This is a genomic window from Nocardia sp. NPDC059195 (assembly GCF_042754695.1).
Lineage (GTDB): Bacteria > Actinomycetota > Actinomycetes > Mycobacteriales > Mycobacteriaceae > Nocardia.
In genome coordinates this window covers 158,882-182,201 of sequence record NZ_JBHZBG010000001.1, presented here as the reverse complement: position 1 = coordinate 182,201, position 23,320 = coordinate 158,882, and the positions used below count along the sequence as shown (strand labels likewise).

Annotated in this window: 25 protein-coding genes; 10 read left to right on the top strand and 15 right to left on the bottom strand. The window is 66.6% G+C overall.

Translation table 11 applies throughout. The annotated features are described in order from the left end of the window. Positions 1 to 38 precede the first annotated feature (38 nt). Positions 39 to 953 (top strand): endonuclease/exonuclease/phosphatase family protein, encoded by a 915-nt coding sequence (locus tag ACFXKN_RS00815; protein ID WP_378949757.1) that lies wholly within the window; start codon positions 39 to 41, stop codon positions 951 to 953. Between the two features lie 81 nt (positions 954 to 1,034). Here the strand turns inward: ACFXKN_RS00815 and ACFXKN_RS00810 are convergent, their stop codons facing one another. Further along, entirely contained in the window at positions 1,035 to 1,760 is a 726-nt protein-coding gene (locus ACFXKN_RS00810) for a helix-turn-helix domain-containing protein (RefSeq protein ID WP_378948665.1), read from the bottom strand. A gap of 256 nt (positions 1,761 to 2,016) precedes the next feature. Here ACFXKN_RS00810 and ACFXKN_RS00805 point away from each other — a divergent pair, with 256 nt between their 5' ends. After that, positions 2,017 to 2,844, top strand: a complete 828-nt coding sequence (locus tag ACFXKN_RS00805; RefSeq protein ID WP_378948660.1) for an alpha/beta fold hydrolase — start codon at positions 2,017 to 2,019, stop codon at positions 2,842 to 2,844. A gap of 50 nt (positions 2,845 to 2,894) precedes the next feature. After that, on the top strand, positions 2,895 to 3,302 hold the full coding sequence (locus tag ACFXKN_RS00800) for a hypothetical protein (RefSeq protein WP_378948657.1): 408 nt from the start codon (positions 2,895 to 2,897) through the stop codon (positions 3,300 to 3,302). A gap of 73 nt (positions 3,303 to 3,375) precedes the next feature. Here the strand turns inward: ACFXKN_RS00800 and ACFXKN_RS00795 are convergent, their stop codons facing one another. Next, positions 3,376 to 3,987 carry a TetR/AcrR family transcriptional regulator gene (locus ACFXKN_RS00795; protein WP_379432099.1) on the bottom strand — a complete coding sequence of 204 codons (612 nt, stop codon included), beginning with the start codon at positions 3,985 to 3,987 and terminating at the stop codon, positions 3,376 to 3,378. Between the two features lie 65 nt (positions 3,988 to 4,052). Here ACFXKN_RS00795 and ACFXKN_RS00790 point away from each other — a divergent pair, with 65 nt between their 5' ends. The 3 genes from ACFXKN_RS00790 (at position 4,053) to ACFXKN_RS00780 (ending at position 7,179) form a co-directional block, all read left to right on the top strand. Beyond that, the gene (locus tag ACFXKN_RS00790; RefSeq protein ID WP_378948651.1) at positions 4,053 to 4,898 is read left to right on the top strand and encodes an alpha/beta fold hydrolase; all 846 of its coding nucleotides are present in this window, start codon (positions 4,053 to 4,055) and stop codon (positions 4,896 to 4,898) included. Positions 4,899 to 5,045: 147 nt separating this feature from the next. Continuing rightward, on the top strand, positions 5,046 to 6,230 hold the full coding sequence (locus tag ACFXKN_RS00785; RefSeq protein WP_378948648.1) for an NAD(P)/FAD-dependent oxidoreductase: 1,185 nt from the start codon (positions 5,046 to 5,048) through the stop codon (positions 6,228 to 6,230). 10 nt (positions 6,231 to 6,240) lie between these two features. Beyond that, entirely contained in the window at positions 6,241 to 7,179 is a 939-nt protein-coding gene (locus tag ACFXKN_RS00780; protein WP_378948644.1) for a sigma-70 family RNA polymerase sigma factor, read from the top strand. A 13-nt stretch (positions 7,180 to 7,192) separates the two neighbouring features. Here ACFXKN_RS00780 and ACFXKN_RS00775 read toward each other — a convergent pair whose 3' ends face one another. The 6 genes from ACFXKN_RS00775 to ACFXKN_RS00750 all read right to left on the bottom strand — a co-directional run bounded on the left by ACFXKN_RS00775 (position 7,193) and on the right by ACFXKN_RS00750 (position 15,037). Beyond that, positions 7,193 to 7,810 (bottom strand): methyltransferase domain-containing protein, encoded by a 618-nt coding sequence (locus ACFXKN_RS00775; protein ID WP_378948641.1) that lies wholly within the window; start codon positions 7,808 to 7,810, stop codon positions 7,193 to 7,195. A 37-nt stretch (positions 7,811 to 7,847) separates the two neighbouring features. Then, a complete protein-coding gene (locus ACFXKN_RS00770; protein ID WP_378948638.1) occupies positions 7,848 to 8,924 on the bottom strand; it encodes a metallophosphoesterase in 1,077 nt (358 codons plus the stop codon). A 129-nt stretch (positions 8,925 to 9,053) separates the two neighbouring features. Continuing rightward, complete coding sequence (locus ACFXKN_RS00765) at positions 9,054 to 9,782, bottom strand: HAD family hydrolase (protein WP_378948635.1); 729 nt, start codon at positions 9,780 to 9,782, stop codon at positions 9,054 to 9,056. Beyond that, positions 9,779 to 12,112 (bottom strand): glycoside hydrolase family 65 protein, encoded by a 2,334-nt coding sequence (locus tag ACFXKN_RS00760; protein WP_378948631.1) that lies wholly within the window; start codon positions 12,110 to 12,112, stop codon positions 9,779 to 9,781. Before ACFXKN_RS00760 ends, ACFXKN_RS00765 begins: the two co-directional genes overlap by 4 nt. 138 nt (positions 12,113 to 12,250) lie before the next feature. After that, positions 12,251 to 13,735: a sugar porter family MFS transporter gene (locus tag ACFXKN_RS00755; protein ID WP_378948628.1), complete on the bottom strand. Its 1,485-nt coding sequence runs from the start codon at positions 13,733 to 13,735 to the stop codon at positions 12,251 to 12,253. A gap of 126 nt (positions 13,736 to 13,861) precedes the next feature. Next, a complete protein-coding gene (locus ACFXKN_RS00750) occupies positions 13,862 to 15,037 on the bottom strand; it encodes an ROK family protein (RefSeq protein WP_378948625.1) in 1,176 nt (391 codons plus the stop codon). Between the two features lie 147 nt (positions 15,038 to 15,184). On the opposite strand from ACFXKN_RS00750, the gene ppk2 reads away from it, so the two are divergent. Continuing rightward, on the top strand, positions 15,185 to 16,120 hold the full coding sequence (gene ppk2 / locus ACFXKN_RS00745) for a polyphosphate kinase 2 (RefSeq protein WP_378948621.1): 936 nt from the start codon (positions 15,185 to 15,187) through the stop codon (positions 16,118 to 16,120). Between the two features lie 5 nt (positions 16,121 to 16,125). Here the strand turns inward: ppk2 and ACFXKN_RS00740 are convergent, their stop codons facing one another. Next, a complete protein-coding gene (locus tag ACFXKN_RS00740; RefSeq protein ID WP_378948616.1) occupies positions 16,126 to 16,863 on the bottom strand; it encodes a hypothetical protein in 738 nt (245 codons plus the stop codon). Positions 16,864 to 16,986: 123 nt separating this feature from the next. Between ACFXKN_RS00740 and ACFXKN_RS00735 the strand changes: the two genes are divergently transcribed. Continuing rightward, a complete protein-coding gene (locus tag ACFXKN_RS00735; RefSeq protein ID WP_378948613.1) occupies positions 16,987 to 17,718 on the top strand; it encodes an NAD-dependent deacetylase in 732 nt (243 codons plus the stop codon). A gap of 1 nt (position 17,719) precedes the next feature. Here the strand turns inward: ACFXKN_RS00735 and ACFXKN_RS00730 are convergent, their stop codons facing one another. From ACFXKN_RS00730 to ACFXKN_RS00720, 3 genes are all read right to left on the bottom strand, one after another. Next, positions 17,720 to 18,418, bottom strand: a complete 699-nt coding sequence (locus tag ACFXKN_RS00730; protein ID WP_378948609.1) for a GNAT family N-acetyltransferase — start codon at positions 18,416 to 18,418, stop codon at positions 17,720 to 17,722. Positions 18,419 to 18,487: 69 nt separating this feature from the next. Beyond that, the gene (locus ACFXKN_RS00725; RefSeq protein WP_379432098.1) at positions 18,488 to 18,943 is read right to left on the bottom strand and encodes an SRPBCC domain-containing protein; all 456 of its coding nucleotides are present in this window, start codon (positions 18,941 to 18,943) and stop codon (positions 18,488 to 18,490) included. 113 nt (positions 18,944 to 19,056) lie between these two features. Then, positions 19,057 to 19,977 (bottom strand): NAD(P)/FAD-dependent oxidoreductase, encoded by a 921-nt coding sequence (locus ACFXKN_RS00720; RefSeq protein ID WP_379432097.1) that lies wholly within the window; start codon positions 19,975 to 19,977, stop codon positions 19,057 to 19,059. Between the two features lie 98 nt (positions 19,978 to 20,075). Here ACFXKN_RS00720 and ACFXKN_RS00715 point away from each other — a divergent pair, with 98 nt between their 5' ends. Both ACFXKN_RS00715 and ACFXKN_RS00710 read left to right on the top strand, forming a co-directional pair. Further along, complete coding sequence (locus ACFXKN_RS00715) at positions 20,076 to 20,573, top strand: MarR family winged helix-turn-helix transcriptional regulator (RefSeq protein WP_379432096.1); 498 nt, start codon at positions 20,076 to 20,078, stop codon at positions 20,571 to 20,573. 111 nt (positions 20,574 to 20,684) lie between these two features. Beyond that, on the top strand, positions 20,685 to 21,485 hold the full coding sequence (locus tag ACFXKN_RS00710; protein WP_379432095.1) for a class I SAM-dependent methyltransferase: 801 nt from the start codon (positions 20,685 to 20,687) through the stop codon (positions 21,483 to 21,485). On the opposite strand, the gene ACFXKN_RS00705 is transcribed toward ACFXKN_RS00710, so the two are convergent. The 3 genes from ACFXKN_RS00705 to ACFXKN_RS00695 are packed head-to-tail and all read right to left on the bottom strand — an operon-like array spanning position 21,482 to position 23,155. Continuing rightward, a complete protein-coding gene (locus tag ACFXKN_RS00705) occupies positions 21,482 to 22,318 on the bottom strand; it encodes a DUF5753 domain-containing protein (protein ID WP_379432094.1) in 837 nt (278 codons plus the stop codon). The genes ACFXKN_RS00710 and ACFXKN_RS00705 overlap by 4 nt on opposite strands. Beyond that, positions 22,315 to 22,845: a DUF6879 family protein gene (locus ACFXKN_RS00700; protein ID WP_378948591.1), complete on the bottom strand. Its 531-nt coding sequence runs from the start codon at positions 22,843 to 22,845 to the stop codon at positions 22,315 to 22,317. Before ACFXKN_RS00700 ends, ACFXKN_RS00705 begins: the two co-directional genes overlap by 4 nt. Beyond that, a complete protein-coding gene (locus ACFXKN_RS00695; RefSeq protein WP_378948578.1) occupies positions 22,826 to 23,155 on the bottom strand; it encodes a hypothetical protein in 330 nt (109 codons plus the stop codon). The genes ACFXKN_RS00700 and ACFXKN_RS00695 overlap by 20 nt, the downstream gene beginning before the upstream one ends. Between the last annotated feature and the right edge of the window lie 165 nt (positions 23,156 to 23,320).

The following is a 23,320-nucleotide window of genomic DNA, read 5'->3' as shown; positions in this document are numbered from 1 at the left end:
GAGCGCAGGTAGTTCGGGGCGGTGTCCGTCTGTTGTCAGTGGCGGCGACGCTGGTCGCGGCCGCGGGGATCGGACTGCATGTCAACCGGTGGCCGCTGGAACCGCTGGTCCTGGCGGCTTCGGGAGCGCCGTATCTGATGGGCGGTGCGGTGATCGGCGTCGTCGGTTTCGCGGTGACCAGGCAGTGGATCGCGACCGGGGTTGCCGTGGTCGTGGCAGGCGCGGGTATCGCGACCCAGGCGCCGCTGTATGTCGCGCAGACCGGCGGTGACGGACATCCGATCATGGCGATGCAGGCCAATCTGCTCTTCGACGGTGCCGATCCGGGCGCGCTCGTCGACCAGGTGCGTACCCGTGACATCGCGATTCTCACCGTCAACGAGCTCACCCGCCCGGCCGTCGAGACTCTGTCTCGCGCAGGCCTCGACCAGCTCCTGCCCCACCGCTACCTCGCTCCCGGCCAGACGGCCAGCGGCACCGGTATCTGGAGCCGGTTCCCGTTGTCCGACACCGTCGAATACGACGGGTACGTCCTCAACCAGATCTCGGCCACCGCGACCATCCCCGATCTCGGCCCGGTCGCGATCTACGCCTTCCACCCTGTCCCGCCCGTCTACGACACCGGCGTCTGGGCAGACGAGCTCTCCCGCCTGCACGAGATCCTGCGCCGGGCCCCCACCGACCGCCCGGCGATCGTCGGCGGCGACTTCAACGCCACCTACGATCACGCACGCTTCCGCACCATGGCATCGGGCCGTTTCGCCGATGCCGCCGCACAAGCAGGCGCAGGCCATCTGGTCACCTACCCCACCGACAAACGCGTACCCCCGTTAGTCGGTATCGACCACTTCCTTCTCGCCGACGCGCACGCCACAACCGTCGAAACCGTGGCACTGCCCGGCGCCGATCACCGAGCACTGGTCGCCCGCGTGGTCCTCCACCGTGATCGTTAGACGGCGTATTCACCTGTCGTAGAGGTCGTTTCGTGCGGACGGACGCACCGCGGCATCGCACGTGGGTGGCGGCGCGATTCGCTACTCGCGTGCGGCGCTGCGCTCGGCCAATCGCTCTCGCCACTGTTCCATCGCCTGCCGCAGCGCCGCGCCCACGATGACGACGAATTCGGCCGATTGTTCGAAACGCGCGCCCGCGGGAGTGCCGGGGCCGAGGATCTCGACTCCGCGCCGGGTGATCGCGGCCAGGGCGTTCTGCATCTGCACGGAGGCCACGAGGTTGCGTAGCCAGATGTCGTCGTCGATGACGTAGCGCTCGCGCCGGGCGCCGGGGACCAGTTCGCGGCGCAGCATTCCCTGCTGTTCGAGGAAGGCCACCGCGTTCGAGATGGAGGCGGGGCTCACGCGCAGCCGTTCGACCAGTTCGGCGGCGGTGAGTGCCCCCGAGTCGGTGATCTGCAGGCAGGCGAGCACTCTGGCTTCCATCCTCGGCAGACCCTGCTCGATGAGCAGGGCAGTGAACGACTCGGTGAACTCCGCTACCGCTTCGGGGTCACGCCCGTGCGCGCTGTCCGGGATCGGCGGCGCCGGGGACTTGGCCTGTTTGTGCCGGCGCGCGCGCTGCTCGGTGGCTTCTTGTGCGCGTTCGGGTCGGTAGTCGTCGGGTCCGCCGTTGCGGGTGACCTCGCGCATGACGGTCGAGGCGGGCCGACCCAGCTGCCGCCCGATTTCGGCGTATCCGAGTCCGTCGGCCAGGCCCGCGGCAATGTGCCTGCGGTCCACGTCGGTGAGTCTGCCTCCTGGCATCGCTACTGGTCACCTCTCTGTCGGCAGGTACTCGGCTCGTCACCCGTACCGCACCAAGTATGCATTCACCCTCATCTCATTGCAAAGTGCAACGTGATCATTCGTTGCATTCACTGTCATGTTCATTGCAATAGTTCTGAATCTATGCGCTTTCACATGGCTTTTCGGTGATGTTTGATGTTGACAGACTAGTGAACGCAATTTATGGTCTTAATCATTCAGTAAAGCCCGAACATCGCAACGCAAGGACATGACAATGACTTCCCCGAACCCCACCAGCCCGACCGCCACCGCCTGGACCGGCATGGTGTCGATCGATGACACCGAACTGGCCGTCACCGATACCGGCGGCACCGGCACCCCGGTGGTCTACCTCAACGGCCAGTTCGCCACCCAGGGCTACTGGCGCAAGGTCATCGCCGAGCTCGGCCCCGGCTACCGCCACATCACCTTCGACGAGCGGGCCCGCGGCAAGTCGAAGAAGTCGGCCGACTACTCCTTCGACACCTGCGTGCGCGACATCGACGCCATCCTCGCGGCCAGGGGGATCACCGAAAAGCCGATCCTGGTCGGCTGGTCCTACGGCGCCTACCTCGGTGCGCACTGGACCAGCCGCAACCCCGACGGCGCCCTCGGCGCCGTCCTCGTCGACGGCGCGTTCCCCTACGACTGGCTCGACGAGGCCATGGAGCTGCGAATTCGCAAGCTGTTCAAGCGTTTGAGCTGGGTGCTGCCGCTGGCTCGCCCGACTGGCCTGGCACCCCGTTTGACCGCGCAGCAGCAGGCCGACAGCAATATCGAACTCGGCAAGCTCTCCAGCGTCAGCGCACTCGGACCGGTGCTCGATGCCATCACCGCCCCGGTGCGGTACGTGGTCGCGTCGGGCACCTCGTTCGGCAGCCGCGGCGACGAGCAGGAGAAGATCCGCGCCGGCCTCGACGACGTACTGGTCCGCAACCCGAACATCCGCGTCAGCGCCAAGGTCGCCAGCAACCACGGTGCGATCCTGCGCAAGGACTTCCGTGCCATCGCCGACGCCGTCCGCGAGATCGAGACCATCGCCGGCACCGCGACGACCCACTGACCCAGCACTGATCCCCTTCCCTCCCAACAGAACCCCAGGAGCACACCACCATGTCTGCCACCCTCACCACCCAGGAAAAAGCCACCCTGCGGACCGCCGCGTACGGTGCGGTCTCCCTCCTCGCCGCTGCGGGCGGTGCGACCAGCAAGCCGCACAAGATCGCCACGACCGGCAGTATCGCGCTGTCGTCAGCGACCGGTCTGGTCGGACATATCCTGGCCGCGAAGTCCGGACGTATCGCACTGAGCGGCTCGTCGGTCGCCGAACTCGCCGATCAGGTGCTGCCCGCCCTCACCGCGGCGATGACCCTGCTCGGCAAGCACGACCCGGTCGAGGCCGAGAACTTCCGCAACACCATCGTGGTCGCCATCGACACCGCCCAGCTCTATCAGACTCAGCCGAACCCGACGATGGTCGAGATGACCCGCAAGATCACCGGAGCGCTCGCCGCTGCGTGATGAAATATCTACTCGCGCAACCACAGCCGTGTCACAGGGCCCGTGACACGGCCACTGTGGCGTCTGGCGGTGCTCAACGATCGATGGCAGAGCCCTCGCGCTCGGTGAGCACGAGATCCACCCGCGCCGCCATCGCTCGACCGGCCGCACGCAACGGTTCGGCCGAGCGCAGGGTGCGGCCCAGAATGAACGCTCCTTCCAGGGCGGCCAGCATGGCCACGATCAGCTCGCGCGCTGCGGATTCCGCGACTCCGCGGTCGGCGAAATATGTTGTGCCCTGGTCGATCCAGTCCCGCATCACCTCGGCGGCGACCTCGCGCAAGGCCGGTTCGCTGTCGGCGATCTCCCCCGCGACCGTGCCGACCGGACACATGTTCATCCACCCGGACTCCTCGAGCGTGCGCGCGGCGTCGTCGAACGCGGCGGGCACGGCCACCCGCAGGTCCTTGTGTGGGTCCATCAGCAGTGGCAGCAGCTGGATGTAGACCGCGCCGGTGCTGCGCAGCGCCTCGGCCGCGATCTGCACTTTGCCCTGCGGAAAGTGGTGGTAGAGCGACCCCATCGGCGCATCGGCGGCGGCGGTGATCTGTTTGACGGTGATCGCGCTGTACCCGTGCACGCGCATCAGTTCCGCGACCGCGCTCACCAGGCGCTCGCGGGTACTCGTTGACATCTGCTCGCTCACCCCACCAGACTAGAGCAAACGCACTAGAGTGAATGCTCTAGCCGTGGAGCGCAAGGGAGGATGTCATGCCGACCGTCGAACTCGATGCGGGCCGGATCCACTACCGCGAACACGGTGACGGACCCCCGGTGGTCCTGCTCCATGGGCTGCTGATGAACCACACCGTCTGGGATTCGGTCATCGACCACCTACCCACCGGCTTCCGCTATGTCCTACCCGACCTGCCCCTGGGCGCCCATCCCGAACCGCTGCGGCCGGGCACCGACCTGAGTGTGCGCGGCCTCAACCAACTGGTCGCCGACTTCCTCACCGCGCTGGACCTGCACGAGGTCACCCTCGTGCACTCCGACTGGGGTGGTGCCCTGTTCCTCACCGCCTACGGCCTCGACGACCGCGTCGGCCGACTGATCATCTTCCCCAGCGAAGCCTTCGACAACTTCCCGCCCGGCCTTCCGGGCAAAACCGCCACCCTCGCTTCAGCCCTGCCCGGCGGCGTCGCCCTGGCCCTGCGCCAGATGCGCATCGGCTGGCTACGCCGCAGCCCGCTGATGTTCGGCTGGATGGCCAAATACCCCCTCCCCGACACCCTCGTCCACGCCTGGACCGAACCCGGCCTGCGCGACCCCCGCATCCGCGCCGACCTGCTCGCCTACACCCGCTCCGGCTTCGACAAACGCGAACTCATCACCAACACCGAAGCCCTCCAACACTTCCCCGGCGAAACCCTCATCCTCTGGTCTTCCGCGGGCAAAGTCATGCCCCGCTCCCACGGCGCCCGCCTGGCCGCCCTGATCCCCCACTCCCGTCTCGTCGAAATAGACGACGCCTACGTCCTGTCCATGCTCGACCAACCCACGGCCGTCGCCACCGCCATCACCGAATTCCTCACCACCACCACCGCGGACCGCTGACAACGTCGCACCGACCGAACGCGGGCCTTCCCCGTACGCGCCGCACAAGGGTCACCCATTGACAGTGACCCAGGTCACTGATCGATCCTGTCAGGAAATCGCGTGCTGTCGCGTTCAGGGTGCACGCGAAGCAGACAGGAGCGAATCATGAAGCACCGCATCGTCGTCCTCGGGGCCGGATACGCCGGAGCCTTTTCCGCCGGAGCACTGGCCCGCCGACTCCATTCCGGCGATTTCGAGATCACCGTCGTCAACGCCGAACCCGATTTCGCCCAGCGGCTGCGCAATCACCAACTCGCGGCCGGACAAGACCTGCGCCGGCTGCCGCTGGCGCAGGTCTTCGCCGGCACCGGCATCCGGCTTCGCGTAGCGCGGGTGACCGGCGTCGACGTCGAGCACCGGACTGTCACCGTTGCCGACGGCACGGACATCGACCGGCTCGAATACGACACGCTGCTCTACACGCTCGGCAGTACCGCCGACGACCATGACGTCGCCGGTGTCGGCGAGCACGCTTTCCACGTGGCATCCCGCCCGGCCGCGCTGCGGCTGCGCGCACGCCTGGACGATCTGGGCGCGCACGCGAAGGTCCTGGTAGTCGGCGGCAACCTGACCGCGATCGAGGCCGCCACCGAGATCGCCGAATCCCATCCAGAGCTTCAGGTCGGCCTCGCCACCCGCGGCGAGCTCGGCGGTTGGCTGGGCAGCAAGGCCCGCCGCCATCTGCTCGATGCGTTCGACCGGCTCGGCATCACGGTCCACGAGAACACCACCGTCGAGCGTGTCGAGGCGGCGGGCGCCGTTGCCGCCGACGGCACTGTTTTCGCCGTCGATGCGACGGTGTGGGCCGCCGGGTTCGCCGTGCATCCGATCGCCGCGGCCAGCGGTCTCGTGGTGGAACCCAACGGCCAGATCACGGTCGACCGTCAGATGCGGTCGGTCTCGCACCCTGACGTCTACGCCGCCGGTGACAGTGCCTTCGTCATCGGCGACAACGGTCAACCGTTGCCGATGTCGTGCGCCTCCGCGGGATTCACCGGTATGCAGGCGACGGCCTCGATCGTCGGGGACCGGACCGGGCGCACGATCTCGACGACCTCGCTGTCGTATGTGGGCAACCACATCAGCCTCGGCCGCAAGGACGGGCTCTTCCAGATGGTCGACGGTGACGCGCGGTCGAAGTCGTTGGCCCTGCGTGGCCGGACGGCCGCACTCCTCAAAGCGGCCATCCTCGGGGTCAACCCCTGGAGCCTGAGGCACCCGACGTTCGGTATGCCGAGCCGCCGATACCGCGCGGCCACCGACCGACCGCATGCGTTGGTAGCGACCTAGAGTCGTGCCCATGGACACTGCCACCGTGGCGCGTTTCGAGGCCAGCCGCAACCGGCTGGCCTCGATCGCCTACCGCCTGCTCGGTTCGGCCGCCGACGCCGAGGACACGGTGCAGGACGCGTTCCTGCGATGGCAGGCCGCCGACCGCGAGTACGTCGAGGTGCCGGAGGCATGGCTGACCAAGATCGTCACCAATCTGGCCCTCGATCGGCTCCGGTCGGCGAAGGCGCGCCACGAACGTGCGGTCGGCACCTGGATGCCCGAACCACTCCTCGACGGCGACGCGATGCTCGGCCCCGCCGACACCGTCGAGCAGCGCGAATCGGTGACCCTGGCGGTGCTGACCCTCATGGAACGGCTCTCGCCCGTCGAACGCGCCGTGTACGTGCTGCACGAGGCCTTCGCGTACCGCCATGCAGAGATCGCCGAGATCCTCGACATCACCGTCTCCGCGAGTCAGCAACACCTCCACCGTGCCCGTGGGCGAATCACCGTCGCCCGCAACGCCACCCGCATCGACCATGGTGCCGCGCGGCGCATCGTCGCGGCGTTCGTCGATGCCGCCACCTCGGGCCGCACCGATCGGCTGATCGCGCTGCTGACCGACGACGCGACCGGGATCTCCGACGGCGTCGGGGGGCTGGCCGCCAAGTTGATCCACTACGCGACCCCGCAGCGGCTCGCCAACGTGGTGCGCGCGGGCTTCACACCGACGCCGGCCAAGCGCCGACTCGCCGGAGGTTCACCCTCGATCCACGCCGTCGTGGTCAACGGCTGCCCGGCTGCGCTCGTCACGCTCGACGATCGAGTCCTCGGCGTCGCGATCCTGGAGCTGCGTGACGACAAGATCGCAGGCATGCGCAGTATCGCCGCACCGCACCGGCTGGGCCGTGTCACCGACGAATGGCAGCGGCGCGAACATCAGGCACCGCTGGTCGAATTGTGGTAGTCGGCAGGCGATCTCAGGGACGGCCGGCGACACCGAGGGATAACGCCGCGAAGGCTTTCGGGGCGCCCGGCTGGTAGAACCGGTCGAGTTCGGCGATCTCGAAGCCCGCGTCGGTGATCAGGCCCGCGATGTCGCGGTTGAGGTGACAGCCGCCCGCGATCTTCTGCTGGATCGGGTCGAGTCGGTGCTGCCAGGTCCGCACCGACTCCTCCGGCGCGAGTCCGTGTTCGACGAAGTGCAGGGTGCCACCGGGTCGCAGTACCCGGCGGATCTCGGCGAGTGCCGCTGTCACATCGGGGATGGTGCACAGAGTGAAGGTGGAAAGGGCGGTGTCGAAGGTGGCGTCGGAAAACGGTAGCGACTGTCCGTCCAGACCGGCACGTTCGATCGGAATCGCGCTCGCCGCAACACGTTTGGCACCGATTCTCCATGCGGTGTCCGCGGGTTCGACCCCGCTGACCCGCTCGACCTCGGCCGGATAGAACCCGATGTTGTTGCCCGACCCGAAGCCGACCTCGACGACAGTGCCGTGCAACGCGGCGCATGCCCGTTCACGTAATGGCCCGTTCTGGGCGACCCCGCACACTTTGTCGACGATGTGCGGGAGGATCCGATCGGTATAGAAACCCATCCTTCGATCATCCTCCTGCCACCGCCGGCGGTCGAGTTCAGCCGAGCCGGCGGTCGAAGACCTGGGTGCTCGCGCCCGAGGCCGGGTCGACGGTGAGCACGCGCAAATTCACCGAATCCGGCGCGAGGTCCATGACCATGAATCCCAGCTCGTGCTGGGTTTCGAACAGCGCGGCGTGAGCGCCGGTCGTGAGGCGCGGCTGCCCACCGGAGGTCTTACCCGCCGCACCCGACACGATCTGGCGGGTGCCCTTGGTCGCCGGCGTCGGATCGAGCACCTGCAAGGTGTGGTCGTGGCCCGAGAGCAGGAACGAGACCTTGCCGAGCACGTGGTCTTCGAAGAAGCGCTTGGCGTGCACGCCGTTGAGCGGCTCGATCGGCAGGCCCTCGTAGTTGCCCGCGTCGCCGTGCGGCCCGTTGCTCAGATACGGGTGGTGGGTGCACACGATCTTCCACTGCGCCGTCGATTCGGCCAGCGCGCCGTCCAGCCAGGCGCGCTGGGCGTTCATGTACGGTCCGTCCACTGCCCAGTAGGGGTCGAGCAGTGGCGGAATGTAGGCCGCGAGCGGGTTGAGATCGAGCACGAAGAACTCGACGACCGGGTTCTGTTCGGGCACCCGAACCGAGTAGTAGCGGCTCGGCATCCACCAGCGCGAAGACTTCGCGTGGTATTCGACCTCGTGATTGCCGCGTGCGAGCCAGCCGCCGTCACCGGGGAATACGCCGGAGGTGTCGTGGTTACCGAGCACCATGGCCCACGGAAAGTCCAGTCCCGCATTGGGATCCTCGAATTTCGTGGCGAACTGGGCGTCGTCGGGGCCGCTGGGACCCGAGTCGTAGATGTTGTCACCGAGTCCCACCGCCATCGCGAACGGTTCACGCGCGTGGAACGCACGGGCCGCGTCGGCGACCGCCCACTGGGTGCGGGTACCGGTGCCTGCGTCGCCGGTGATCAGCACCCGCACACTGCGCCCGGCCTTCGGGGCGAACTTGGGCACCTCGGCAGGCACCGCGGCGGCGGGTGTGAGCCCCACCAACGACACGCCCGCGACGACACCGGCCGCCCCGGCCAGAACTTCACGACGGCCGATTCCGGACGAGAACTGATCGTGCATGCTCACCTTCTGGGTAGTAGCTCTGTTGGACAACTGACCTGATCGAAGCACAGTGTCATGATCGAGACGCCGCCGCAGCTTAGACGGCGCACATCGGTGGGATGACACCAGCACGATCGACGACCTACGTCACCGGATCTGATGCTCGACCAGTTCCGCCAAGTCGCTGACGACGATGTCGGCGCCGGCCGCGCGCAACGCCGAAGGTCCGCTCCCCCGGTCGACCCCGATGACCCAGAATCCGCCCCGGTGCCCGGCCTCGACCCCGGACACCGCGTCCTCGATCACCACCGTCCGTGCCGGATCCACCCCCAGAACCCGTGCGGCCGTGAGGAACATGTCGGGTGCCGGTTTACCCGCGAGGCCTTCGTCCTGGGCGAGCACACCGTCGACAACCACCGCGAACCGGTCCAGCAGACCCGCGGTCCCGAGCACCAGCACCGCATTGCGTGAGCTCGACACCACCGCCATCGGGATACCGGCGGCCGCGAGCTCCTCGACCAGACGCAACGACCCTTCGAACACCTCGACACCGTCACCGCGGATGATCTCGGTGAAGCAGATGTTCTTGCGGTTGCCCAGGCCATTCACGGTCTGCGCGTCGGGCGGGTCCTCGGACTCCCCGTCCGGCACTCGCACGCCGCGGGAGTCCAGCACCGACCGCACGCCCGCCGCACGCGGCTTACCGTCCACCAATTCGAAGTAGTCGGCGTCGGTGTAGGGGGCCGCCTCGGGCGCGACCCGCGGCAGGTACTCGGTGAACAGCGCCGACCACGCCCGCCGGTGCACCGCCGCGGTGTCGGTGAGCACGCCGTCGAGATCGAACAGCACTGCCTGCGCATCGAAGACGCGCGTCATGACGCCTCGACCACGACCACGACACCGGGTTCGAGGGTCACCGGCCGCTCCCACACGGTGATCTCCACCTCGGGCCCCTCGCCGACCAACTCGAATCGCGCCTCCCGACGCCCGAGATCGGCCCGCACCGTGCGCCCCCGCCAGTGCACCGAGAACCGCAACCGATGCCAGGACGGCGGCAGCGCGGGCGAGAAACGCACCCCGTCGGCGGCGGCCCGGAAGCCACCGAAACCGTGCGTCGCGACCTGCCACGTGCCCGCCGCCGACGCGATGTGCATTCCCTCTTCGGTATTGCCCTGGTTGTCGTCGAGATCGACGAACGCCGACCGCCCGAAATACCGTTCCGCCGTGCGGGAATCGCCGACCTGCAAACCCACGATCGCGTGGATCGACGGGCTCAGCGAGGACTTGTGCATCGTGCGCCGCTCATAGAACTCGTAGTTCAGCAGCCGCGTGGACAGCGAGTATTCGTCGGGCAGCATATGCAGCAGCATCACCACATCGGGCTGTTTGAGCAGCGACGTGGTCTCGCAGTTGAACGGGTCGCAGCCGACCGGGTATCGCGGCATATCGTTGTCGTCCCATTCGACGATGGATACGTCCGTGCGATCGAAATAACCGTCGAATTGTTCGATGACACCGCAGTCGGGATCGGTCGGGGCCCGCAGCCGGTCCGCGGTGGCCAGCCACTGCGCCGGTTCACCCGGGTCGAGCCCGATCGATGCCATGAGGTCGTGCAGTTGCTCGCCACATTCCCGCGACATCCGTTCATAGACCGCCGCCGCCTGCCGCAGATGCCAGTGCACCAGCTTGTTGGTGAACGCGTTGTTGTCGACGTGGGAATGAAACTCGTCCGGTCCCATCACCGTGCGGATCACGAGCGCATCGCCCTCTTCGACGCACCGTTGCACCCAGAAGCGGGCGGTCTCGAACAGGATCACGGCGCCTTCGCCGAACAGGTAGTCGTCATCACCGGTCACGGTGGCGTACCGCATGATCGCGTAGGCCACATCGGCGGTGATGTGGAGTTCTTCTTCGCGCGTGTAGAAACGGTCTTTGCCGTCCGCGGTGTACTGCGGACATTCCTCCCGTCCGGTATCGGCCGATTCCCACGGAAAGCGAGCGCCCCCGGTTCCGTTCTCGGCGGCCACTTCCCGTGCACCGGGCAGGGTGTGGTGGCGGTAGCCGAGCAGCGCGCGGGCCGCGCGCGGCTGGGTGAACAGGAAGAACGGCAGCAACATCACCTCGGTGTCCCAGAAGACATGCCCCCGATAGCCTTCGCCGGACAGCGATTTCGCGCCGATGCTCACGGTCGGGTCATCGGGGTCAGCGGCGATGAGCAGGTGATAGATCGCGAACCGCAGCGCCTGGGTCACCCGGTCGTTGCCGACCACTTCGCAATCGGCGTCGGCCCACAGCCGATCCCACGCCGCCCGGTTCGCCGCCGCGGCGGTATCGAAGGAACCTGCCCGGGCGACGGTGTCGACCGCGCGCTCCCGTGGCGGGTTCACCGACCGATAGTCGCGACTGGTGGCGATCCCGACCATTTTGTCGACCCGCACGGATTCGCCTGCGCCCGTGTCGAATCGAAACTCCACTTCGATGGCGTCGTGCCGCGAACGGTGCTGACGCCGCCCGCCGTCGGCCGAGCAGGTGAAGGCGTAAGCGAGATCGACCCCGCTGTCGATGGTGCGGCTCTCGATCACACCGACCTCACCGTCGAATCCCGCAGCGACCGATACCAGGTGCGTGGACTTGGCCCACTTGTCCCACTTGCGTTCATAGCCGAACGCGGTCTGCTCGCGATAGGTCGGCAATCGTTCGAGATTGCGCCGGTTGGCATCGATACCGGTCCGCAGCGTCACCTCTCCGGCCCGATCCAGGCAGCTCACTTCGATCCGCAGACAGCACAGGTCCCGATCGGCGGTACTGGCGAACCGCTGAGTCCGCAGCCGGACCCGCGCGCCGTCGGGCAGCCCGAACACGGTATCGCGGTGCAGAACTCCACTGCGCAGGTCCAGTTCACGACGATGCTCGAGTACCTGCGCGGACTCGGTGTCCAGGCGCGCACCGTCGACGAAGACCTCGCTGTCGAGCCAATCCGGCGCGTTCACCAGATCGATGACCGGCGAGTCGTACGCGTCGTAGACACCGGCGATGAACGTGCCGGTCAACGCCCCCGTGTGCCGTTCCTCGAGCGACCCACGGGTACCGAGGCGCCCGTTGCCGACGGTGAAGATCGTCTCGAAGTAGTTGGCGCGCTGCGGGTTCCAGCCGTCCTCGACCACCGACCAGGTCTCGATGCCGCTCGTCCGGGTTGGTGCGTTCACGGCCCCACCACCTCGGCGCCGTATGCCTTCACCAGCCGGCTCGTCTCCGCCGGCGACCGGTACACCGCAAGGTACATCGCGCAGCCTTCCTCGTCGTCGATGGTGACCCGCCACGGTCACTGGTCGAGCGGGTGATGATCAGGCGCTGGCGGTAGGGCGTTCGAAACCGGCGGCCTCGTCCATGTCCTCGAGCGACATCCCCTTGGTCTCGGGCACGAACTTGGCCACGAAACCCAGCGACAGCAGCGCGAACACCGCGTACATCCCGTAGGCGAAACCGAGCGAGAAGGTCTTCAGACTGGGGAACGAGACGGTGATCGCCCAGTTCGCCGCCCACTGCCCCGCCGCGGCCAGCGACAACGCCGCACCACGGATCCGGTTCGGGAACATCTCACCGAGCAGCACCCACACGACCGGGCCCCAGCTCATGCCGAAGAAGACGACGAACAGGTTGGCCGCGACCAGCGCGATCGGGCCGAGCGCACCGGTCAGGTGCGGCTCCATGACCCCCTCGGCGTCGGGCACCTGGTCGGCGGCGCCGAAGCAGATCGCCATCGTGGCCAGCGTGACGGTCATGCCGATCGAGCCGGTCAGCAGCAGCGGTTTGCGTCCGACCTTGTCGATGAGCATGATCGCGACGATGGTGGTGGCGATGTTGACCACCGAGGTGAACACGCTGATCTGGAACGACTGGGATTCCTCGAAGCCGACGGCCTCCCACAGCACGTTCGAGTAGTAGAAGATCACGTTGATGCCCACCGCCTGCTGGAACACCGACAGCATCAGGCCCACCCACACGACCGGGTAGAGCCCGCCCCCCGAACGGCGCAGGTCCTGCCACGATGGCTTGGTATCGCTGCGCAGGCTCTCCTCGATGCGGCCGATGGTGATCTCGAGGTTCTTCGCACCGAACAGCATCGACAACACGCGCCGCGCCTCGCCGATCTTGTGCGTGGCCACCAGGTAGCGCGGCGACTCGGGAATCGTCGAGGCCAGCATGCCGTAGACCACGGCGGGCACCACCATGGACAAGAACATCCAGCGCCACGCGTCCAGCCCGAACCACAGCGTCTCGCTCGCACCGCCCGCGAGGTGGGCGAGCACATAGTCCACCAGCAGCGCCAGGAAGATGCCGAGCACGATCGCGAGCTGCTGCAATGATCCGAGCCTGCCGCGGATGCGCGCGGGCGAGGTCTCGGCGATGTAGGCCGGGGCGATGACCGAGGCCACGCCGACACCGACACCGCCGATCACCCGGCCGACGACCAGAACCCAGACGTCGGGAGCGAAGGCGGTGACCACGGCGCTGATGAAGAACAGGACCGCGGCGATCTTCATCACCTTGAGCCTGCCGATGCGATCGGCGATCCGGCCCGCGGTCATCGCACCCGCGGCCGCACCGAGCAGGGCCGAGGCCACCGCGAAGCCGAGAACCGCGTCGGCGACATCGAATTCGGATTGGATCGCCGAGACCGCGCCGTTGATCACGGCACTGTCGAAGCCGAACAACAATCCGCCGAGCGCCGCGACCGATGCGATCCGGATCACCCGACTACCCGACGATCCTTCGCCGTCGGGAAGGGCGGACTGGTCGGTGAAGGAGCCTCCATCATGCATCGGCATCGTCCTCTCCACGGCGAGGCAGCATGGCCTCACGAGTAGCGGCGTGAATCAGATCACAGTGTGCCCCGAATGAGGTGTCATCTGCAGGAATTCACGGTATCGAGCCCAGATCGCCGTGTTGGGTGTTCAGGAAATGAACACCGAATGGTCCGCGTCGGCGATCGCCCGCGCGATCGCGCCGAGCAGATGGGCTCGGGAGCCGAGCGCCGCGGGGCGGATACGCAGCGCGGCCGCCGCTGAGGGCACCCCGCAGCGATCGACCACCTGCTGGATCGAGGGGATCAGGATCTGGGCGGCCTGGGCGAGTTCGCCACCGAGGACGAGCAGTTCGGGATTGAGGACGCCGCACATCCCGGCGACGGCGGTGCCGACCTGCCTGCCGACGTCGTCGAGTACGCGCACGAACGCGCGATCACCGGCGACCGCCCGGCCCACGACCTCCTCGATCGAGAGATCACCCTCGGTCGGGGCCAGCAACGAGAGCACATGACGTGCCGACACCAGCGTTTCCAGACACCCGCGATTGCCGCACCGGCACACCGCACCGAATTCGTCGACCGTGGTGTGGCCGACCTCGCCCGCGGTGCCGCCGAACCCGCAGTACAGGCGCCCGCCCACGATCAGCCCGGCGCCGATGCCCGCCGACAGCTTCAGATAGACCATGTCGGTCGTGCCCGACCCGGCCCCCCACTGATGTTCGGCGAGCGCACCGAGATTCGCGTCGTTGTCGACGACGACGCGCACCGGCAACGCCAAAGCCGTTGCGGCCAGCGCGCTCGCATCGACCCCCACCCAGCCGGGCAGGATCGACGGTGCGCCGACGCGACCCGTCGTGGGGTCGACCGGTGCGGGCAGTCCCATCGCGGCACCGACCACGGCGTCACGCTCGATGCCCGCGTCGTCGAGCGCGGTGTCGAGTAGTCCACGGGCCTGGTCCATCGCGTGGTCCGCCGACAGACCGACAGGCAGTTCGGTGCGTGCCTGCGCCACCACGTGATGGGTCAGATCGCTGATGCCGACGGTGAGGTGGCGGTACCCGAGATCCAGGCCGACAACGAACCCCGATCCCCCGGTCAACCGCACGGAATTGCGTTTGCCACTGCGCTTTTCGATGCGCAGACTGCCCGCGCCCGCGAGATCACGCACGATGTTGGAGATCGTCGCGGGGGCGAGGCCGGTCGCCCTGGCGAGGTCGGCCTGGGTGGCCTGCCCCTGTCTGCGCAGCTCCTCGACCACGCGCACCCGGTTCTGGTCTCGCAGCGCCGTCGGTGAACCGGGGCGTCGACCATTGCGCCCGGTCATGGTGCCGCCGAACGAGTTGCTGAGTCGAACATCTTTCGATTGTGCACCTTGCCCATTCGTGGTGCGGCCGGGTTCGCATGAGGGCTTCGCCCGGCCTGGCACCACGCGTTCATCTGGGCGACACGCACATCACTTAGCGTCGCAGGGATGACCGATGTCGAGATTCGTCCGATCCCCCGTGATGTCAGCGAGATCGCCGATCTCGCGACCGTCGTGAACCTGGCCGACACCACCGGATTCACCGTCGACGACAGCGACGACGACGATCCGATTCTGCTCACCGAACCCGGCGGCCTCGTCGTCGACACCTGGCGCGAGGGCTACCCGTACGGCGAGCGCCTCTCCCGCCTGCAGTACGACCTCGACAAGCGACTACTGCAGATCGAACTGCTGAAATTGCAGAACTGGGTGAAGGCGACCGGGCGCCGCGTCGTCATCGTGTTCGAGGGTCGCGACGCCGCGGGCAAGGGCGGCACCATCAAACGGTTCATGGAGCATCTCAATCCGCGCGGGGCCCGGGTGGTGGCACTGGAAAAGCCTTCCGCGCGCGAGTCCACCCAGTGGTATTTCCAGCGCTACGTCGAGCACCTGCCCGCCGCGGGCGAGATCGTGCTGTTCGACCGCTCCTGGTACAACCGCGCGGGTGTCGAACGGGTGATGGATTTCTGCACACCCGAACAGCATCGCCGTTTCCTGTCGCAGGTGCCGCTGTTCGAACGGATGCTCGTCGACGACGGCATCGACCTGGTCAAGTTCTGGTTCTCGGTCTCGCCACTGGAGCAGCGCACCCGCTTCGCCATCCGCCAGGTCGACCCGGTGCGGCACTGGAAGCTCTCGCCGATGGATCTGGCCTCGCTCGACAAGTGGGACTCCTACACCGAGGCCAAGGAAGAGAACTTCGAACACACCGACACCGACCACGCGCCGTGGATCGTGGTCAAGAGCAACGACAAGAAGCGCGCCAGGCTCAACGCGATGCGGCACGTGTTGAGCGGGTTCGACTACGACAACAAGGATCTCGAGATCGTCGGCACCGCCGACCCACTGATCGTGGGCCGCGGGCGCGACGTCATCGGTTCTTGAATGTCCTAGCGGCTCAAGGCGACTCGGTGCGCTTCGAGCATGAGCGCGGCGAGGTCCTCGCGCTCGGTCTCGTCGAGGATGTCGAAGCAGGGGGCGATCAGTTCGTCGGTCAGTGTCTCCGCCGCCTCCCAGCGCATCCGCATATCGTCGGTGACCGTCTCGAACGGTTCGGCCCAGCCGAGAAATTTCGCGTGGCCGGGACCGTCGAGGATCGGCGACCCCGCGACCAGGATCGCCTGCAGCGGGGTGAGCCCGTTGGCCATCACCGCGACCAGGTGCAGCCCGCCGCGGAGTTCGCGCAGCACGTGCGTCAGCTGCAGCACCGCGGCCCGCCCGTCCTCGGGCACCGGCATCGCCCGCCACCCGGCGAACAACGGCAACCCGGTCGAGGGTGCGGCATCGACCACGCGTCGCAGCAACTCGGCGAGCCGGTCGGACTGTTCGAACGCGACGAGCTTGCGCTGCCCGAAGTCGCGACACGCGCCCAGGTAGTCCACCGCTGCCTCGGCGGCGGGCATCTGCACCGATTCCCAAGCGGCACGGACACATCCGGGTTCGAAGAAGCCGAACGCCGCGCTCACCACATCGGCGTCGACATCACCGAGCACCCCGCCACGGCCCCGCGTGTAGGCGCCGTGGAATCCGGCCACCCCGGTCGTCTCCCCGAACGCCCTGGCCTCGCGCGAGATCATGAACGCCCCACCGAGTTCGAGTACCTGCTGTTTGACCGTTGCCGACGTCATTCGTCCGCCACCTTTCGCTGTAGTCCACTCCAGGCAGACTTTAGCGTCCAATAGTCAGATAGGACAGTCCAACGACCTGAATCCCGTCGACCGCGGTGTTCGACCGGCCCTACGCTGGATCCCATGACCAAGCAGCTCGTCGCGATCCTGTCCGGCGCCGGTGTCTCCACCGACAGCGGAATCCCGGACTACCGTGGCCCGGCGGGCCTGTGGCAGCGCGACCCCGACGCCCAGAAACTGGTCACCTACGACTACTACATGACCGATCCCGACATCCGCCGCCGTTCCTGGCTCATGCGCGGCGAACACCCCGCCTGGCGCGCACAGCCCAACCCCGCGCACCAGGCCGTCACCACGCTGGCCGCGACCGGAACGGCGGTGCGCGTGATCACCCAGAACGTCGACGGGCTGCACCAGCTCGCCGGCCTGCCCGACCGCAAAGTCCTCGAACTGCACGGCAACGCCCGCACCGTGCTGTGCACGTCCTGCGATGACCGCACCACCACCGAACAGGCCCTCGACCGCATCGCCGCGGGCGAACCCGACCCCGCCTGCCTGCGCTGCGGCGGCATCCTCAAAACCGCGACGGTCATGTTCGGCCAGGCACTCGACCCCGAGGTGCTCGGGCACGCCATGGCGATCGCGCAGGCCTGCACCGTTTTCATCGCCGTCGGCACCAGCCTGCAGGTCCAACCCGCCGCGTCGCTGGCAGGTGTCGCCGCCGAACACGGCGCCCGCCTGATCATCATCAACGCCGAACCCACCCCCTACGACAACCTCGCCGACGAGGTCATCCGCCAACCCATCGGCACCGCCCTGCCCGCCCTGCTGGCAACGCTGGCCGACACCCGTTGATCTACGGCGCTTGCACCAGCGTCAGCTTCGACTTCTTTCGCACGGTGAACCCCAATGTCGCGTACAAACTGATCGCCGACGTGTTGTGCGCGACCGCATGCAGAAACGGCGTCTCACCCCGCACCCGAATTCCCGCCCCGACCGCCCGAATCAACCGCGACGCGATCCCCCGACCCCGGAATTCGGCATCGGTGCACACCGCACTGATCTCGGTCCACCCCGGCGGATGCAGCCGCTCCCCCGCCATCGCCACCAACCGCCCCTCGACCCGCAACCCCAGATAGGTCCCCATCTCGATGGTGCGCGGCGCGTACGGCCCCGGTTCGGTGCGCGCGATCAACTCCAGGATCTCGGGAACTTCAGCGGCAGTGAGTATCTCGAGCTCGGAATCCACAGCGACCCGCAACCCCGCACCCTCCATCTGCACCGTGTCGAACTCGGCAAGCACCGCCCATCCCGCCGGCAGAACATGCCCAGCCCCACGTATCCCAGCACTTCCGCCCGACCCGAGCACGGCCCCCAGATCCGCCCAATCCTGCCCGTCCAAAACCACCGGATGCCCGACGAACCGCGCCACCTCCGGCTCATAACGCCCGATCCGCCCCGCCCACTGCGCGAACCGACTGTGCTCCCCCCGCAACGAAGCCCGCACCGGATCATCCAGCGGATGCACCGCGATATCGACGTCGACCGTCAACACACCCTCCTAACCACCGAACCCGACCGCCGAACGCTAACCGAACCCACGATCACCGGTCACCGGTTGCACTCACCACGATTCCGACGCCTCGGCCTCGAGCACATCCCGCAACCGTCCCATCGCCGTCCGCCGCCACCCCCGCTCCAACGCGTTGCGCGCCATCTTCTGCCGTTTGTTCCCGATATCGAACCCCGTCTGCGTCAACAACAACCGAGTCCCCCGCCCCTGCGCCTGAATCGTCCAATCCAGCACCCATCGCGCCGGCCGCTCCGCCCGAAGATCGACCCAGCTGAACGCCAACTGCTCCCCGTCGCGCACCACCAACACCTCACACGCGATCTCCGCCGACGGCGTGGAGGGAACCACAAAAATGAAATGCGTTCCGACAGTGGGCGAAAACCCGACCGACCGCATCAACCACAACTCGAGCAACCCCGGCTCCGTCAACGCCCGCCACACCACCCCAGGCGGCTGCGCGAAGAAACTCCCGATCTCGATAGCCGCAGGATCCAACTCCGACGTCATGGGCCCACCCCTCTCACCAGACCGATACCTGCGCCGATCCTTCCGCCTACGAACTGCACATGCAACGAGTCGTCGCTACATTCGGATATCTGGTGGCCACGGCGGGACCCCGACTAGCCAGCGATCATGAGTGAACTCTCGATGTCTTGTTCGAGCAGATAGTGATTCACGGCCACCGCAGCTTTGGATCCCGCGGCCGCAGCGTGGATCAGTTGCGCGGGCGAATCAACGACATTGCCCGCCGCCCAGACGCCCGGCACACTAGTGCGGCCGGTGGCATCGACAGCCACCCAGCCATCGTCGCCTACCGCGCACCGCAGCCGGGTCAGCAACTCGTCACGGGGGCTGAAACACGGCCCAACAAAGATCACTCTTCGTGGAATGACCTGTCCCGATTCGACTTCCACTCCGCGCAGTTCACCGTCACGCACGACAACCTGCACGACATCTTCCTCGACGACTCGAATGCCACGCGCGGACAGACGGCGACGCTCATCGCCGGACAGGTCGATCTCTCGCGGAAAGAAGGTGACATCGTCGGACCATTGACGCACCAGCGAGGCTTGATGCACGGAGAACATCCTGTTCGCACCACCCAGAACTGCAAGCGGTTCGCCTCGCACCTCATATCCGTGGCAGTACGGGCAGTGCAGGACTCCCTTGCCCCATTGCTCTCGAACTCCGGGGATCGTAGGCAGCTCATCGCGTAAGCCGGTCGCCAGGACAACGGACCGCGCCGTAATGACTTGTCCAGTCGCGGTTTCGACCGCGAAGCCGCCGTCCGCCACGTCTATGTCAACGACTCGACCGGTCAGCAACTGTGCACCGTATCGGAGCGCTTCTGTCGTGCCGAGGGTCAGCATCTCCGCCGGTGTCGCGCCGTCGCGGGTCAAGAACCCATGCGTGGTCTCGGCAGCCATGTTTCGAGGTTCACCGGAGTCGATGATAACTACCTGGCGACGGGATCGGGCCAAGACCAGTGCAGCGCTGAGACCTGCTGCACCCCCGCCGATCACCGCAACGTCATAACCCATGGATCCCCCTCGATCAGCTCCCTCCTCACGGCAGTGTCGCCGTCCGGGTACGCTTCTGAACGTACCGAATTGTTAACTAGTTTACAAAAGGAGCGCCGATGGCCGAGCAATCACTGCGAGACCGGACATGCGATCTCTGGCGTGTCCGAAATCCTGAGCTCGATACCTCCGCCATGGTGGTGGTAGCCCAGATCAAGCGCATCTCCACTCTGCTCGACCGGGCCGTGGAGGACATCTACGCCGAGGCAGGTATCAGCACCGCAGAGGTCGGGCTACTGGTTCCATTGCGATATGCCGACCCGCCGCTCACCGCGATCCGACTCGCGGAGCATCTCGGAATGTCCAGGGCAGGTGTCGGAAAGACGCTCGCCAAGCTCGAGCGGCGGGGACTGATCGCCCGTGCCCAGAATCCGGCCGATCGACGATCGACCTTGATCCACCTCACTACAGCCGGAATCACTTTGATCGATGAGGTCTTCCCTCATGAGATAGAGGCCCATACGCAACTCCTGGCCGACCTGGATCACGACCGCCCAACAGTGCTGCAGAGTTTGGATCGCCTCGCCCGAAGTCTCGAGGCTCGAAGCGGCCGTTGAGACCGCGCCCGAACGCGAACCGGGCTGACGTCATTGTGTATTCGATCACTCGGCCACGCGAAACGGCTTAGTTCCGACGTCAGCCCAGATCACTCGAATTAGCGTCTGATCATGACCGGACTACCGCCGACCTCATCGCCACGGAATCCGCATTACACCCTCCCCAACAAATGGGGTTTCGCAAACGAACGCCTCACTCTGCTGGGCGCCGCCTACGACCCAGAAAGCATCGCGCTTGCGCAGCGACTGGGTGTGGAGGCGGGATGGCGGTGTCTGGAAGCTGGGGCCGGCGGCGGGTCGTTCGCGCACTGGTTATGCAGTGTCACATTGCCAGGTGGTCGCGTGCTCGCAGTGGACGCTGACCCACGCCACCTGACGGATCTGCCCCACCGAGGCGGCGAAGTCGCCCGGATGGACCTCGTCACCGACGAACTCCCCGAAGGCGCATTCGATTTCGTCCACACACGATTCGTGCTGCTCCACATTGCCCAACGAGACATTGTTCTGCAGCGCCTGGTCCGGGCGCTGGCACCAGGCGGCGTTATCTTGCTCGAGGAAGGCGATGGCCTCGGCGTTCTCGATGAACTGCCCGGCGCGTTCGGGGAGGTCTGGCGAGCCTTTGCACGTTCGACCGAGACCGCAGGTGCGAACCAAGCCTGGGCTCGGGATTTGCCCGCATACCTGGGAGCAGTGGGGCTCGTCGACGTTCAAGTAGAGGCGGAGATTCCGATGTTTCGCGGTGGTTCGCCGATGGCGCGCATGTGGAACCTCACCTGGGCGCAGGTCCACGAAACCCTGATAGCGCTCGACGTCTCACCCAAGGTCATTGCCGCCGCGCAGGCCGAGTTGGCGGACGAGCAGCGATGGTTCTATGCCCCGCCCACGGTCCGCGCATGGGGCCGAGCTCGCTAACGGCGCGCCCGGACAGCCTCACCGATCAACTCACGGGCACCGGCACCGAACACAGCCCGGTCGTTCAACACCGCGAACATCCGCTCGTACAGGGCGATCTCACGCGGCTGCGTCACCGACAGCTCCGCGGTGACCGTCTCGACCTGAACGAGCCGCTGATCGAAGATCGCGAACCCGTTCGTCGCTGGACCCTCGTACGGTGAGTTCATCGGCACGACACCCAGCACGACACGTGGCAGGGACATCAACGTCAGCAACCGATCCAACTGCCCCAGCATCACCTGATCGTCGACAACTGTCGTATGAAGCACCTGCTCGGCGATGATGAACGAAAACCGGCGGTCACCTCGGTACAGCACCCGTTGACGTTCAACCCGCGCTGCAACACCCTCAGCGAGGTCATCGGGGATGCCGTAGAAGCTGATGATCTTCGACAGGATCCCTTCGGCGTACTCGGCGGTCTGCAACAGGCCGGGCACGATCGTCGGCTCGTACCAGCGCATCGACCGGGTGCCGCCTTCGAGTTTCACCGACATCTTCTGGCGGCGTCGCGTCCCGGCGCCGAGCAGGCGTTTCCACTCCATGTAGGCCGCCTCGATGTTGCGCACGGTCGCGATGAGGTCAGGGAGTTGGTCGGGACGACCGGTATGTTCGCACCAGGCGTGCAAGTCAGCCTCGGACGGAGTTTGTTTGCCGTACTCGGTGCGCGAAACTTTGGATTCGTGCCATCCAGCAAGCTGTGCGAGCAGGCGTGCTGTGATGCCGGCGTCGCGACGAAGCTCCCGGAGCCGAAGTCCGAGAGCTTCGCGCGCTTCATCGGCCGAGTTGGTCACCGCGCACCGAGGGTGAGGTATTCGGAGTGCGGAACTGCCGCTTCCCAGACGAGGTCCCGCACCCGCACGCAGTCCGCCACGATTCGCGGGTCGGCGGTCAACGCACCGCCACGCCATCGCCCGTCGGGTTCGAACACGGTGAACGCCACCGAGTTCCGGTCGAACAGCCACCAGTCGTCGACGGTCAGTTGCTCGGTGTCTACCTCGTGGCGGGACAGGTACCGAATTTGTTCCCCCGCGGCGGCGTTCTGGTGGGAGACCTCGAGAAGCCAGCGGGTGTAGTCGGTGTGCGGAACCGTGACCACGCGCGCCCGTCGAACGGCCACCCCACGCACCGTGGTCTCCTCGACCAAGTCCAGCCATCCCCGCAGCCACGAATAGTCATCAGCGGGACCGCCGTTAAGGAAGTCGCGGAACGGTTGCGTCTCGTCGGGAGTGCTGTAGGTGTCTTGCACCTCCAGATGAAATGCCTCCTGGTGGGCGGACCGGAGGAGGCTGTCGAACGCTTCACCTTCCAGCAGGAGCACCGTAGAACTTCCTCTCGCACTTCGGGACCTCGATCGCGGTCTCTCCGGGAGCGAGATCCAATTGGTCCAGCGTGGCACGGTCGATCACCGGTCGGCCGGTCAGGGTGAAGGTTCCCCGTCCGGTGTCGGTCATCGTCGCACCGACGAAGGTGTCGGGCTCAGCGAATCCGAGGAGCAGGTGCGGGATCTCGATGACAGCTGAGTCGCTGGTCTCCCACCCTTGCACGATGTAGGCACCTGTGTCGGTCGCGAGCAGAGCAGGGCACCCGCCGCCGCCGCTTCCACCATTGCCGAGGAACTTCAACTGCATGACGTACCGTCCTGTCGAGTCGAGTCATGTGCGCAAACTTGCGCACCCTCTCTTCAGCATCCATGAACTGGCAATTAGATACCAGCCATTGACAAAGTTGGCGCAAGTTCACGCAAGTTCGTGGTGTCATCGTCGCGTCGCTTCGTAGTTTGGAGCCTCTACGCT